Raw genomic sequence first — 12977 nt, forward strand, 5'->3', positions numbered from 1 at the left:
CTCAGAACCCACGGTCACCGTCACCCCTGCTCCCCGACCGTCGAACGCTGCTCCGGGCCGCCGCCCACCCGGTCCAGCGGCAGCCGCGCCGCCACCTCCCAGCCCCGGTCCCGGTCCCGGGGGCCCGCGGAGAACACGCCGCCGAGCAGGCGCACCCGCTCCGCCATGCCGACCAGGCCGAATCCGCCCCCGGACGGGCCCGCGGCCCCCTGGCCGTCGTCGACCACCCGCACCGCGACCTCCTCCGCTCCGGCCTCCACCGACACCGCCACCCGGGTGGCGCCCCGGGCGTGCCGCAGCGCGTTGGTGACCGACTCCTGGGCGATCCGCAGCACCGCCGTTCCGGCGGTCGGCGGCAGGGCGTCCACGGGGCCTTCGCACCGCACCGCCACCTCCGGGCGGCTTCCGGCCGCCGGTGTCGCCAGCCGGGCCAGACCCGCGGCGGCGTCCGGGGCCAGCGGCACGTCACCCGGGTCCCGCAGCCGCGAGACCATCCCGCGCATGGACTCCAGGGCACGCGCCCCCGCGGCCTCGATCTCGGGCAGCGCGTTGCGCACCGCGCCGGGGTCGCGGTCGGCGATGTGGCGCAGCGCCTGGGCCTGGACGACGATGCCGGTCACCTCGTGCGCCACGACGTCGTGCAGATCGCGGGCGAGCGCCAAACGCTCCTGGGACCGGGCGTTTTCCATGTGGGAGCGCCGCTGCGCCTCCCGCCACCGCAGGTACAGCCCCGGGGCCAGTCCCACGGCCACGAACGTCAGCGACTGGTTGACCAGGTCCCAGTAGGCGGGGAGGGGCTCTCGCAGGTAGTCCGAGAGGGGGACCACGAAGACGCACAGGGACACCGCGCAGATCTGCCAGGGGCGGCACCGCAGCCCGGCCAGCGCGAGCAGTACCAGCAACGGGCTGAGCTCCGAGCCCACCAGGGCGTACCCGAACGCCTCCCCCATGGGCAGCGGCCACAGCACCGCCGAGGCCGCCACCACCGTGGCCGATGCCGCCGCGCCGGCCACCGCGGTCAGCGCCGGTCCAGACGACGGGCGCAGGGCGAGCAAGGCGAGCACGCAGGCCACCCCGCCGGAGACCACCGGCACGTAGTCCATGGCCGAGTGCGGGGGGCCCATCCAGTACGGCACGGAGAAGTCGCCGTGAACGCGCACCAGGTCCAGCACCCATATCGCCGCGAGCACGCACGCCACGGCCCACGACACGAGCTGGTGCGGCGCGAAGCCGAATCTCTGGCCGCTGAGTATCGCGGACATCCTGTTCCTGGCCATGGCGACCAGCGTAGGCGGCGCGGACGCGGCGGACCTCGGTCGAAGGTACGAGGCGGGCGGGGCCGGGGGTCGACCGTTCGGTCGATGCGCGCGCACGGGCCCGGAGGCGAGGCTGGTAGCCGTTCACCTTCGGAAGGGGAGAGGGCACCGCATGAGCGAGGCGGGGGACAACACGACAGAGCCGCGGCGGCACGGGGCCGGGCCGCAGCGTGGGGCCGGAGCGCGCCACACGGCCGGGGAACGGTACGAGGGCGGAACGCTCCACACGGCGGAGGCCGAGACGCGGCGCGGGGCCGGGGCCGCGTCCGACGGCGGTGTCCCCGGCCTTCCGCCGCCCGCGCGGCGCGTGGTCTTCCTGGACGTCGCCCGGGCGATCGCGATGATCGGCGTGGTCATGATGAACGCGTCCTCGGTGGTCTATCCCGTCGAGATGTCGGGCCAACGGGCCCCGAGCCTGCTGACCGACCTCGTGGACGGCGGCCTCAACCTGCTCATGTCGGGCAGGGCCAGGACGATGCTCATGGTGCTGCTGGGCGCGGGCGTGGTCCTTGCGTGGCGGTCCGCCGCCCGGCGCGGCGGGCGTCCGGCGGCGGTGATGCTGCGCCGCTACGCCGTCCTGGGGCTGCTGTTCGGGCTTCCGCACCTGGCGGTCTTCGACGGGGACATCCTCACCCAGTACTCGGTCGCGGCGCTGCTGCTGACCCCGCTGGTGCCGCTGCTGCTCGGCGGGTCCCGCCGCCGACCGCTGGTCGCGGCCGCCGTGCTGTTCGCCGCCGTGCCGGTGTCGGACCTCCTGCTCTCCCCCGTCTTCGACGGCTACACCTGGGGGGCCTCGGCGGTGCTCGTCCCGCAGACCCTCGGGTACTTCTGCGTGGGCGTGTGGCTGGCCCGCCGCCCGGAGCTCACCGCCGCGCCCGGGGCCGACGGTGAGGGGATCTCCCGCCTGCCGCTGCGCATGCTCGTGTTCGGCGTGGTGGTCCAGGGCCTCAGCGTGGTCCTCATGCTCGTCGGCAGCGTGCTGTTCCCGACCGAGTTCGGCGCCGACGGCGCGCCGGTGCGGTCGGTGGGCGAGACCGTGGTCGTCCTCCTGGGGCACACGCTCCTGAACCTGGGCGGAGCCCTGCTCTATCTGGGACTGGTGTGGTGGCTGGTGCTCAGAGGCCGCAGGGCGTCGCGCGTGCTGGGCGCCCTGGCCCCGCTCGGGCGGATGACCCTCACGGTGTACCTGGGCAGCACAGCGGTGTTCCTGGCGGTCATGGGCCCGTTCGAGGGGACGATCCCCACCCTGGCCCAGTACGCTCTGGCCGCCGCCTACTTCGTCGCGACCGCCGTCCTCGCCCACCTGTGGGCGCGCCGGTTCCGGCTCGGCCCGCTGGAGTGGGTGTGGCGGAGCCTGACCTACCTGCGCCCGGCGCCGCTGCGCGCCGAGCGCTCCGGCCCCCCGGCCGCTTCCGACGGCGGTGGAGCCCACCCGCCGACCGCCGCGGAACCGGGCCCCACCCGGACAACCCCGTGAGGCGGCCAGGGCCCCGCGGCGCCCCGTGCACCGGGACCGGGGTGTCTTGCCGCGCGGGCCCCTCAGCCCCGCGGCCGGGAACCGCGCCCGCCCGGCCGGTCGGGCACCCCTGCCTCCCCTGCCGCCCGGATCGCCCGGCCTGCGCGGACGGCCTCAGCCCCCGGCGACCGAGGGCAGCACGCGCACGTCCGCTCCGTCGCGGACCGGCGCCGCCAGCCCGCCGACCCCGCGGCACTCGTCCTCGTCCACGAACACGTTGACGTAGCGGCGCAGCCGCCCCTGCTCGTCGCGGATACGCCGGTCCAGCCCCGGATACCGGGCGGCGAGCGCGTCCAGCACCCCGCCCAGCGCGGTCCCGTCCCCGACCTCCACCGGGACGTGGGCCGCGCCGTCGGTGTCGGCCCTCAGCAGCCCCGGCAGGTGTACCGTCACCCGCATCTCACACCTCCACGGCGCGTACGCACAGGACGTCGGGCAGGTGCCGGACCACCGGGTGCCAGCCGTCGCCGTCGTCGGTGGCGGCGTAGACGTCGCCCGACCGGGTGCCGAAGTAGAACCCGGGCACGTCCGCCCCGTCGGTGCAGGCGCCGTCGCGCAGCACGATCCCGAAGTAGGGCTCCCGGGGCAGGCCCTCCGTGAACGGCCGCCAGCTGCCGCCCCCGTCGTCGGTCCGGTACACGCCCAGCCGGTGGTCGGGCGGCAGGTGCACCTCCTGGCTCACCACCGGGAAGTTGAACGCGGTCTCCGGCCGGTGCGGGTGGGCGACCACCGCGAACCCGAAGTCGGTGGGCAGGCCGGTCTCCACGGCCGTCCACCCCTTGCCCGCGGGGTCCGAGCTGCGGTACACCCCGTGGTGGTTCTGCGCGTAGAGCACGCCGCCCGGCCCGGCGGCCACCTTGTGCACGCACTGGCCGTACTCGGGCTCCTCGTCGGGCAGGAACACCGCCGAGATCCCCCGGTTGGCCGGAGCCCAGCTGGCACCGTCGTCGCGGGTCTGGTAGACACCACCGGTGGACATGGCCACCGTCACGGCTCCGGGCACGCGCTCGCCCGCGCCGAGGACGCCGGGCAGGATCGTGTGGACCGCGCCGCCGCCCGCCCCGGGGAACCAGTCGGCGCGGTGGGGGTGGTTCCACAGGGCGCGGACGAGCTCGAAGCGCAGCCCGCCGTCGGATGACCGGAACAGGGCGTGCGGCTCCACCCCCGCGTACACGGTGTCGGCGTCGTCGCCGAAGGCGAACTGCCAGGCCCGGACGAGGGAGGCGTCGGTGTCCTCGGGGAAGGCGATGGGCGCCGCCCCGGGCTCGTGCCAGGTGGCGCCCCCGTCGTCGCTGTACCAGACGCTCGGTCCGAAGTGCGAGCTCTCCGCTCCGGCGAGGACGCGGCCGCTGTGCGGGTTGACGCCGACCGCGTACACCGCGCTCATGCTGGCGTAGTCCGCGGAGTCGAGCCGGTGCGGGCCGCTCACCTCCCATGCCCGCCGATCCTCGCTGCGGGCGGTGAAGAGCCCCTTGCGTGTGCCGATGACCAGGAGATATGCCATGACCAGCTCCAGAATGGGATCGAGGTCTCCACTGTGGCACAGGTCACTGACAGTCGGCGGTCGCACGCTGCGGCGGTCCGTGTTCCCAGGCCGGGAAACAGTAAGGAAACCGAACGTTTTCCCGGAAGATGTTCAATGGGGACCGATCCGGAATGGCTCCCGCTCCGGCCGCGCGGAAGGCGAAATCCGGTGAGAGGGGAACCGCTTTCCGGGTAGATGTTCCGCACGGCCCGGAAGGCGGTTGTCAGAGGAACCCCGCTCTGCAATAAAATTCCGGGCCAACCAGTGCGCTCGCGTGGGTTTCGGCCTGTGCCCACCGGATGCGTTCCCGCTACAACAGGACAGACGACTTCCCGCTCCCCGATCTCGCGGTGCGTTTCAGGACTACCGTCCCAATGGTCCCGCGTACCAAAGAGAACCGGGTTCCCACTCGATAGGGTCGCCTCATGCACCACCCCCCCGACACGCTCCACGCCCGCAAACGGCGCAAGGCCCGGGCCATGATCGTGTCAGCAGCCTTCCAGCTCTTCGCGGAGCACGGATTCGACAACGTCACGGTCGCCGCGATCGCCGAACGCGCGGAAGTCGGCCGGACCACCTTCTTCAGGTACTTCGGCGACAAACAACAGGTGCTGTTCGCCGACGACGGCGCCGAGGCCGACCGCATGTGCGCCTACGTGCTGGAGAAGGCTACCCGGCCGTTGGGCGAGGACCTCGGCGCCGCCGTCGAACTGCTCAGGGAGGCCGACGCCGCCGTCAGACCGCACACCGCGCTCTCCCCGGCCCACTCCGCCGTCCTGGCGCGCCTGCTCCGGGAGAGCGGTGAACTGCGCTCGCGCTATCTGCTCACCCGCCAGCAGCGCGCCCACCGGTTCGCCGGCGCCCTGGCGGAGGCGGGCGCGACCGAGGAGGTCGCCGTGCTCGCCGCCCACACCGCCATGGCCTGCGAGCTGACCGCCATGCGGCTGGCGGAGAACCCGGAGGCCTTCCCCGACCGCCTCGACGAGGCGCACGTCCTCCTCCGCACCATCGGCAGACCGGCGGCCCCCTGACCCGGGCCCCCACCCCACACCGACCCGGGGCGCACCGATACCGGTACCGGCCGCCCCGGGCCGTGTCGCGAGGCCGGCGTGCCTGCGGCGCCCCGGCACGTACGCGGAGTCAGGAGGTGCGCCGGGCCGCGTCGAGGGCCGCCTCCACGCCCTCGTCGTAGCGGAGCGCGGCGGTGATCAGGCCGTGGCGCACCTCGAACAGGGTCGCGGTGCGCACCGGGGCCGCCTCGGGGCCCGAGTCGGCGCGACCGGGCCAGGCGGCGTCCTGCTCGACCACGACGCGGTGCTCGTCCACGGTGTGCCAGCCGACCGGTTCGACGCGGATGCCCGAGTCGCGGACCCAGTCCAGGAAGGCCTCCACCCCCTGTGCGGAGCCCTGGGGGCCGCCGACCCTGATGTCGGGGTCCACGACCGCCTTCGCCGCCGTCAGGTCCCGTGCGCTCACCGCCGCGTGCCAGTCCCTGACCGGCGCCCAGCGCGCTTCGTCGGTGTCCGCGCTCATGTGCATCGTCCTCCGCTTCGGGTGTCCGTTCCTTCTGCCCGCGTGCTCCCGCGGGGTCCCCCACCCCGCTACCCGGAACCGTGCGGTCGTGACCGTCCCCCTCCGGGAACGGTGCGCGCGGGTCGCGGGGGAGACCCCTCGGGCCTTCGGAACGGTCCGCTTTCCCCGCCGGAGGGAAACGGCGTTTCCCGGGGGAAAGGAAGCCGGGTCTCTTTTCGTTTTCTCCGGTATGACCGTTCCGCCGGTGTCCGGATACGCCGGGAACGCCGTTCGGAAGCCGTTCGCGACGGGTGGCGCCCCGGGAGGGCGCGCGCCCCGGCCGCGCACGGGCGGCCGGGACGTGCGCGCCGACGGGGGAGGGAACCCCACAGGCCTGGTGTTCCGCGTGCCCGTGGCGTCCCCGGAGAAGGACCGGAACGGAATCTCCCCCCTGTCATCCGCCGACGGCCCCGCCCCGGCGCGGAAACGGACACGGGGAGGACGCGCGGGAAAGCGCGTCCAAAGGAGCGCGGGAAGCCGGGGGAAAGCCCGGGAACACGCTGCGGGGAAATCCCGCGGTGAATTCCCGGGCCGAAAACGAAAGGCGCACGGCGGCCCTCCGGCCCCCGCCCTCCCCGCGCCTCTCCGCCCCCCGCGGCCCGCCCCGGCCGGGGCCCGCCCCCACGGCGGGCCCCGCTCCGTCCCCGGCGGGTCCCGCTCCGTCCCCGGCGGGTCCCCGGGACCGGGGTCAGTGCACGACGGCGGCCCGGTAGGGCTCGGCCCTGAGCAGGGTGACCCCGATGACCGTGCCCCGGGGCGCGGTGAACGTGCGCCGCTCGCCCTGGCGGGCGCCCACCAGCGCCGCGCCCAGCGGGGACTCCGGGGAGTACACCGTCATCCGGTCCGCCACGGACGCGTCCCGGACGCCGAGGAGGAACACCTCGTCCTCCTCCTCGCCGTCGTAGCGGATGGTGAGCACCTTGCCGGGCGCGGCGATCCCGTCGTCGGGCGCGGCCTCGTCCACGACGGCCTCGCTGAGCAGCCGCTCGATGGTGTGCACGCGCGCCTGCCGCACGGCGGGGTCGTGAATGTAGCGGGGCGCGGGGAGTACGTCCCCCGCGCCCCGGTCCGCCCCGGTGCCGGGGTCGTCGTCGGGGAGCGCGCGCAGCGTCCGGAGCTCCTCCCGGAGCCGCTCGTAGGCCTCCCGGGTCATCCATCGGTCGGTGGTCCTGGCCATGAACGTTCCTTGTCTTCAGGGCCCGCGCCGCGGAAGCGGGTCCGCGGACGGGGCGAGCACAGCGGCGGCCGACACGGGGGGCCGCCGCCTACCACGAGTGTGTCCACGGGGACGGGACCGGGCGTTATCCTCGGGCGACAATCAGGTGAGGCCCCTTTGTGGCCGCGGAACAACTCCGCCGCCGGGGAAAGGAGCGGGCGTGATCCACCTCGACCGTCTCGTCAACGTCCTGGGCGGCTACGGCGCCCGGCTCGTCGGCCCCGAGCCGCTGCGCCGCAGGGAGCTGCGCAGCGTCGCCATGCACGACCCCACCGACGACGTGCCGCAGCTGGGCGACGCCTTCCTCGCCGTCGGCGTGGACTCCGCCGCCGAGGCGGTGCGCCTGGCGGAGCAGGCCCGCGCGACCGTCGTCATCATCCGGTCCGCGACCGGACCCGGCGACGACGTGCGCGCACGCCTGGGCGAGGGCGGCCCCGCCCTCCTGGTCGTGGAGCCCGCCGTGTCGTGGAGCCAGGTCTCCGGGGTCGTCTACGGGCTGGTCCTGGAGGGGCGCGAGACCGAGGCCGGGCGCGGCCCCAGCGACCTGTTCACCCTGGCCGACACCGTCGCCGCCGAGGTCGGCGGACCCGTCACCATCGAGGACCGCGCCTCGCGCGTGGTGGCCTACTCGGCCTCCCAGGGCGGCACCGACCGGGTGCGGCGCGACACCCTCGTCGACCGGCGGGTCCCCGAGCGGGTCCGCGAACGCCTCGACGCCGACGGGGTGCTCACCCGGCTGGCCGCCGCGACCGGACCCCGGTTCGTGCCGGGGATACCCGGACTCGGCATGCGCGGACGCACCGCCGCGCCGATCCGGGTGGGCCGCGAACTCCTGGGCACGCTGTGGGTGGCGTGCGACGCCCCGCTGGACGCGGACCGCTCCCGGGCGCTGAGCGAGGGGGCGCACACGGTCGGACTGCACATGCTGCGCGCCAGGGTCAGCAGCGACCTGGAGCGGCAGGTGGAGTCGGAGTCGGTGATCGACCTGCTGGAGGGCTCCGCCGACCCGGCGCAGACGGCCGGGCGGATCGGCCTGCTCGGGGCGGGGCTGCGTGTGATCGCCTTCCAGGCGCGCGCCCGCACCGAGCCCGAGGCCGCGATCCTGCACCTGTTCGAGCAGGTCACCACCGGCTTCGGCTGGTCGCGTCCGGGGCGCAGTACCCTGCTCGGAACCACCGTGTACACCGTGCTGCCGTGCGGGGACGACCCCGCCCCGGCGGTGGAGTGGGTCCGCTCCACGCTGCGCGGCCTGCCCGACCGGCTGGGCGTGGTGGCCGGTGTGGGCGGCACCGCCGACGCCGCGGGCCTGCCCGCCAGCAGGCAGGAGGCGGACGAGTGCCTGACGCTGCACGTGCAGGCGCCCGAGGGCGCCGACGCGGTCGTCTACGACGACGCCTGGGACTCCGTGCTGCTGCGCCGCCTGCGCCTGGTGGCCGAGGCCGGGCGCATGCCCGTCCGCAACCCGGTGGCGGACCTGGTCCGGTACGACGCCGAGCACGGCACCGACCACGCGCGCACGCTCCGCGCCTGGCTGTACGTGCACGGGGACCTGGGGCGGGCGGCGGAGCTGCTGGGCCTGCACCCCAACACGGTGCGGTACCGGCTGCGCCGGATGGGCCGGGTCGCGGACCTGCCGCTGAACGACCCGCGTGCCCGGGTGGCGATGACGGTCGCGCTCGCCGCGCTCGTGGCGGACCCGCCCGGCGGGGAGGGGTGGCGGCCGGTCTGAGCCGGCCCCCGGGCCCGCCCGCGTCCGCGTGCCGCGCGGATCGACCCGGTGGCGCGGCCGGTCGGGACCCCCGGCCGCGCACCCGCTCCGAACCGGCGCTCGTGTGTGTTCCGGCGCACTCTGCCGAGTTCGGCAATGCCCGGGTGCGCGGGTCCGCGGATCGCTACCGTTTGCGCATGAGCACACTGATCAAGGACCTGACAGCGTTGTTGGGGACCGCGGCGGCGACCACCCGGTGGGACGGGCGGGTGGAGGAGGAGCTGGCCCAGCCCCTGGTGGAGGCGGGCCTGGCCCGCAGGACCCCGGCCGGGACCTACCTGACCCCCGCCGGGCGCGACGCCCTCCCCGACGGAGCCACCGCGCGCGAGCTGCGCCCGCGCTTCGACTGGGGCAGCGACCCCTACCCGGCCGCGCCCCCGGCCGCGCCGACCGTGGAGGACGTGCGGGCCTACCCCGCCTACTGGCTCTGCGGCCCCGGCAGGGAGCGCGTCCGCGACGAGTTCTGAGGCGGGCGCCGCGGAGGACCCGTCCGTCCGGGGCGGGTCCGCGCGCACGGGACGGGGCGCGTCCGGTTCGTCCCGGCCCCTTGTCAGAAGGGGCGGACGCGGCTTCAATCGGGGGTGTCGGGCGGTCCGTCGGCACGGCCCGCCGTTGCCTCGGCGGAGGGAAGCGCGCATGCCGGGACCGTGGAACGCGTGGCCGTGGGAGGCCGACCCCGAGGCCGTGCGGCGGGACGTGGCGGTCGCGCACACGCGCTTCACCGACTCCGGCCGGGTCAGCGGCCCGGTCCGCCCCGTCGTCGGCGCATCCTGGCGGCGCAGCGCCCACCACGGCGTGGACCCCGACACCGCCCTGCCCCGGGTCGAGCTCACCGGCCCCGACCTGCGCGACCACCGCGACGCGCACCCGCTGGCCGCCGTCATGCCGCTGCTGCGGCACCTGCTCGTCGACACCGCGCCCGGCCCCCAGATCCTCGCGGTGGGCGACGCCTCGGGCCGCCTGCTGTGGGTGGAGGGCGACCACAGGCTCCGCCGCCGCGCCGAGGACATGTACTTCGTCGAGGGTGCCAACTGGCACGAGCACGCGGTCGGCACCAACGCGCCCGGCGTCGCCCTCGCCCTCGACCACGAGGTCCAGGTCTTCGCCAGCGAGCACTTCGCCCGGGGCGTGCAGCACTGGAGCTGCTCCGCGGCGCCCCTGCACGACCCCGGCACCGGCGCCCTCCTGGGCGTCCTCGACCTCACCGGGGACAGCCACCTCGCCTCGCCGCAGGCCCTGGCCCTGGTCCGCGCCGCCGCCACCGCGGCGGAGGCGGAGCTGCGCGCCCTGCGCGCCGGGGCCCGGGGTCCCGCGCCGGGACGGCGGCGGGCGGTCCGGACGGGCCCCGCGCCCACCGGCCCGCGCGCGGGCGCCGCCACGGACGGGGACCGCGGGCCCGACGGGGACGACCGGCTCCGCGTCCTGGGCCGTGACGGCGCCCGGCTCACCCTGGACGGCCGCGACCTGGCACTGAGCGCCCGCCACTCCGAGATCCTGCTCCTGCTCGCCCGCAACCCGCGCGGGCTGACCGGCGACGAGCTCGGCGCCCGGCTGCACGAGCGGGACGCCTCCCCGGTCACCGCCCGCGCCGAGGTGTCGCGCCTGCGCCGCCTCCTCGGCCCCGGCCTGCTCGCCTCCCGCCCCTACCGGCTGTGCCGTCCGATGGCCACCGACGTGGACGAGGTGCGCCGCCACCTGGCCGGGGGCGCCTACCGGCGGGCCCTGGACGCCTACACCGGGCCGGTCCTGCCCCGCTCCGAGGCGCCCGGCGTGGCCGAGGTCCGCGACGGCCTCCAGGCCGAGGTGTGCGAGGCCCTGGGCGCCAACGCCGCACCGGACGTGCTCCTGGACTGGGCCGAGCACCCCGAGTGGCGCGACGACCCCCGCGTCCTGACCGCCGTGCTGCGCGCCCTCGACCCCGCCTCCCCGCGCCACGCCGCCCTGCGCGGCCGACTGCGCTGGCTCGGCGGCTGACCCGACCGCAACGTGGTCGCAACGTGGTGGTGACTAGCGTCACCCTCCCGACCTCCCCGGAAGCGGCTGCCGGTCCCACGGCAGGAGCCCGGCGAAGCAAGGAGACCTCCATGGCGATCTACACACCCCCGGGCCAGCCCGGAAGCGTCGTCGAGTACGCCGCCCGCTACGACAACTGGATCGGGGGCGAGTGGGTCCGGCCGGTCCGGGGCCGCTACTTCGAGAACCCCAGCCCCGTCAACGGCCGCGTCTTCACCGAGGTCGCCCGCAGCGGCGCGGAGGACGTGGAACTGGCCCTGGCCGCGGCCCACGGCGCCGCCCCCGCCTGGGGCCGCACCTCCGCCGCCGAGCGGGCCCTGGTCCTCAACCGGATCGCCGACCGCGTCGAGGAGAACCTGGAGCGGCTCGCCGTCGCCGAGTCCTGGGAGAACGGCAAGCCCGTCCGCGAGTGCCTGGCCGCCGACCTGCCGCTGGCCGTCGACCACTTCCGCTACTTCGCCGGGGCGATCCGCGCGCAGGAGGGGCACACCTCCCAGATCGACGGCGACACCGTCGCCTACCACTTCCAGGAGCCCCTGGGCGTGGTCGGCCAGATCATCCCGTGGAACTTCCCTCTGCTCATGGCCACCTGGAAGCTCGCGCCCGCGCTGGCCGCCGGGAACGCGGTCGTGCTCAAGCCGGCCGAGCAGACCCCCGCCTCGATCCTGCTGCTCATGGAGCTCGTCGCCGACCTGCTGCCGCCCGGCGTGGTCAACGTCGTCAACGGCTTCGGCGCGGAGGCGGGCAAGCCGCTGGCCAGCAGCCCCCGCGTCAGCAAGGTCGCCTTCACCGGCGAGACCACCACCGGCCGCCTCATCATGCAGTACGCGTCGGAGAACCTCATCCCGGTCACCCTGGAGCTGGGCGGCAAGAGCCCCAACATCTTCTTCGCCGACGTGGCCGCGGCCGACGACGCCTTCTACGACAAGGCCCTGGAGGGCTTCGCGCTCTTCGCCCTCAACCAGGGCGAGGTGTGCACCTGCCCCTCGCGGGCCCTGGTACAGGACGCCGTCTACGACCGCTTCATGGGCGACGCCCTGGCCCGCGTCGGCCGGATCCGGCAGGGGAACCCGCTGGACACCGGGACCATGGTCGGCGCGCAGGCCAGCAACGACCAGCTGGAGAAGATCCTGTCCTACATCGACATCGGCCGCAGGGAGGGGGCCGCGGTGCTCGCCGGAGGGGAGCGGGTGGACCCCGGCGGCGACCTGTCCGGCGGCTACTACGTCGCGCCGACCGTCTTCGAGGGCCACAACGGCATGCGGATCTTCCAGGAGGAGATCTTCGGCCCGGTGGTGTCGGTGGCCCGCTTCGACGACTACGACGACGCCCTCAAGACCGCCAACGACACCCTCTACGGGCTGGGGGCGGGGGTGTGGTCGCGCGACGGCAACACCGCCTACCGGGCGGGCCGCGACATCCAGGCGGGCCGCGTGTGGGTGAACAACTACCACGCCTACCCGGCGCACGCGGCGTTCGGCGGGTACAAGCAGTCCGGCATCGGCCGCGAGAACCACAAGATGATGCTCGACCACTACCAGCAGACCAAGAACCTGCTGGTCAGCTACTCCGACAAGGCGATGGGGCTGTTCTGATGGACCCCCGCGCCGACGGCGCGGCCGTGGAGAGGGTGGCCGTCACCGACGCGGCGGCCGCCCTGCTCCGCGAGCTGCGCGACGAACACGGGCCGCTCATGTTCCACCAGTCCGGCGGGTGCTGCGACGGAAGCTCCCCGATGTGCTATCCGGCGGGGGAGTTCCGCACCGGGGCCTCCGACGTGCGCCTGGGCGACCTCGACGTGGGCGCGCCCGAGCCGGTGCCGGTGTGGATGTCGCGGGCGCAGTTCGAGCTGTGGAGCCACACCCACCTGACCATCGACGTCGTCCGGGGCAGGGGAGCGGGCTTCTCCCTGGAGGCGCCGACGGGCAACCGGTTCCTCATCCGCTCCCGGCTGATGACCGACGACGAGGCCGACCGCCTCTGAGCCCGCGCGGACGCGGCGGGGCGGAGGACGCGGCGGGACCGCCGTCAGTCCACGCCGCCCCGTCCTC

Annotated in this window: 12 protein-coding genes; 7 read left to right on the plus strand and 5 right to left on the minus strand. The window is 75.3% G+C overall.

What is annotated here, in order from left to right; all coding sequences use genetic code 11:
* Positions 1–20 precede the first annotated feature (20 nt).
* Positions 21–1277, minus strand: a complete 1257-nt coding sequence (locus AC0VX6_RS01910; RefSeq protein WP_274975948.1) for a sensor histidine kinase — start codon at positions 1275–1277, stop codon at positions 21–23.
* A 151-nt stretch (positions 1278–1428) separates the two neighbouring features.
* On the opposite strand from AC0VX6_RS01910, the gene AC0VX6_RS01915 reads away from it, so the two are divergent.
* On the plus strand, positions 1429–2793 hold the full coding sequence (locus AC0VX6_RS01915; protein ID WP_475467273.1) for a DUF418 domain-containing protein: 1365 nt from the start codon (positions 1429–1431) through the stop codon (positions 2791–2793).
* Positions 2794–2946: 153 nt separating this feature from the next.
* On the opposite strand, the gene AC0VX6_RS01920 is transcribed toward AC0VX6_RS01915, so the two are convergent.
* Positions 2947–3231 (minus strand): MoaD/ThiS family protein, encoded by a 285-nt coding sequence (locus AC0VX6_RS01920; protein WP_475467274.1) that lies wholly within the window; start codon positions 3229–3231, stop codon positions 2947–2949.
* A gap of 1 nt (position 3232) precedes the next feature.
* Positions 3233–4336 carry a WD40/YVTN/BNR-like repeat-containing protein gene (locus AC0VX6_RS01925; RefSeq protein WP_475467275.1) on the minus strand — a complete coding sequence of 368 codons (1104 nt, stop codon included), beginning with the start codon at positions 4334–4336 and terminating at the stop codon, positions 3233–3235.
* A 446-nt stretch (positions 4337–4782) separates the two neighbouring features.
* Here AC0VX6_RS01925 and AC0VX6_RS01930 point away from each other — a divergent pair, with 446 nt between their 5' ends.
* Complete coding sequence (locus tag AC0VX6_RS01930) at positions 4783–5388, plus strand: TetR/AcrR family transcriptional regulator (protein WP_274975951.1); 606 nt, start codon at positions 4783–4785, stop codon at positions 5386–5388.
* Positions 5389–5497: 109 nt separating this feature from the next.
* Here AC0VX6_RS01930 and AC0VX6_RS01935 read toward each other — a convergent pair whose 3' ends face one another.
* Both AC0VX6_RS01935 and AC0VX6_RS01940 read right to left on the minus strand, forming a co-directional pair.
* Complete coding sequence (locus AC0VX6_RS01935; protein WP_274975952.1) at positions 5498–5890, minus strand: nuclear transport factor 2 family protein; 393 nt, start codon at positions 5888–5890, stop codon at positions 5498–5500.
* A gap of 727 nt (positions 5891–6617) precedes the next feature.
* Complete coding sequence (locus AC0VX6_RS01940) at positions 6618–7106, minus strand: GreA/GreB family elongation factor (protein ID WP_094800571.1); 489 nt, start codon at positions 7104–7106, stop codon at positions 6618–6620.
* 199 nt (positions 7107–7305) lie between these two features.
* Between AC0VX6_RS01940 and AC0VX6_RS01945 the strand changes: the two genes are divergently transcribed.
* The 5 genes from AC0VX6_RS01945 (at position 7306) to AC0VX6_RS01965 (ending at position 12910) form a co-directional block, all read left to right on the plus strand.
* Complete coding sequence (locus AC0VX6_RS01945) at positions 7306–8874, plus strand: PucR family transcriptional regulator (protein ID WP_274975953.1); 1569 nt, start codon at positions 7306–7308, stop codon at positions 8872–8874.
* A gap of 176 nt (positions 8875–9050) precedes the next feature.
* Positions 9051–9380 (plus strand): hypothetical protein, encoded by a 330-nt coding sequence (locus tag AC0VX6_RS01950; RefSeq protein ID WP_274975954.1) that lies wholly within the window; start codon positions 9051–9053, stop codon positions 9378–9380.
* 169 nt (positions 9381–9549) lie between these two features.
* Positions 9550–10887: a GAF domain-containing protein gene (locus AC0VX6_RS01955; RefSeq protein ID WP_274975955.1), complete on the plus strand. Its 1338-nt coding sequence runs from the start codon at positions 9550–9552 to the stop codon at positions 10885–10887.
* 110 nt (positions 10888–10997) lie between these two features.
* Positions 10998–12521, plus strand: a complete 1524-nt coding sequence (exaC, locus tag AC0VX6_RS01960) for an acetaldehyde dehydrogenase ExaC (RefSeq protein WP_274975956.1) — start codon at positions 10998–11000, stop codon at positions 12519–12521.
* Positions 12521–12910 (plus strand): DUF779 domain-containing protein, encoded by a 390-nt coding sequence (locus AC0VX6_RS01965; protein WP_212641770.1) that lies wholly within the window; start codon positions 12521–12523, stop codon positions 12908–12910. Before exaC ends, AC0VX6_RS01965 begins: the two co-directional genes overlap by 1 nt.
* Positions 12911–12977 lie beyond the last annotated feature (67 nt).

Source organism: Nocardiopsis sp. iso_25, assembly GCF_056173305.1.

What these genes read in the sequence shown, in the direction of transcription:
- AC0VX6_RS01910 (WP_274975948.1), bottom strand. Translation starts at nt 1,277, where the DNA reads ATGGCCAGGAACAGGATGTCCGCGATACTCAGCGGCCAGAGATTCGGC.
- AC0VX6_RS01915 (WP_475467273.1), top strand. Translation starts at nt 1,429, where the DNA reads ATGAGCGAGGCGGGGGACAACACGACAGAGCCGCGGCGGCACGGGGCC.
- AC0VX6_RS01920 (WP_475467274.1), bottom strand. Translation starts at nt 3,231, where the DNA reads ATGCGGGTGACGGTACACCTGCCGGGGCTGCTGAGGGCCGACACCGAC.
- AC0VX6_RS01925 (WP_475467275.1), bottom strand. Translation starts at nt 4,336, where the DNA reads ATGGCATATCTCCTGGTCATCGGCACACGCAAGGGGCTCTTCACCGCC.
- AC0VX6_RS01930 (WP_274975951.1), top strand. Translation starts at nt 4,783, where the DNA reads ATGCACCACCCCCCCGACACGCTCCACGCCCGCAAACGGCGCAAGGCC.
- AC0VX6_RS01935 (WP_274975952.1), bottom strand. Translation starts at nt 5,890, where the DNA reads ATGAGCGCGGACACCGACGAAGCGCGCTGGGCGCCGGTCAGGGACTGG.
- AC0VX6_RS01940 (WP_094800571.1), bottom strand. Translation starts at nt 7,106, where the DNA reads ATGGCCAGGACCACCGACCGATGGATGACCCGGGAGGCCTACGAGCGG.
- AC0VX6_RS01950 (WP_274975954.1), top strand. Translation starts at nt 9,051, where the DNA reads ATGAGCACACTGATCAAGGACCTGACAGCGTTGTTGGGGACCGCGGCG.
- AC0VX6_RS01955 (WP_274975955.1), top strand. Translation starts at nt 9,550, where the DNA reads ATGCCGGGACCGTGGAACGCGTGGCCGTGGGAGGCCGACCCCGAGGCC.
- exaC (WP_274975956.1), top strand. Translation starts at nt 10,998, where the DNA reads ATGGCGATCTACACACCCCCGGGCCAGCCCGGAAGCGTCGTCGAGTAC.
- AC0VX6_RS01965 (WP_212641770.1), top strand. Translation starts at nt 12,521, where the DNA reads ATGGACCCCCGCGCCGACGGCGCGGCCGTGGAGAGGGTGGCCGTCACC.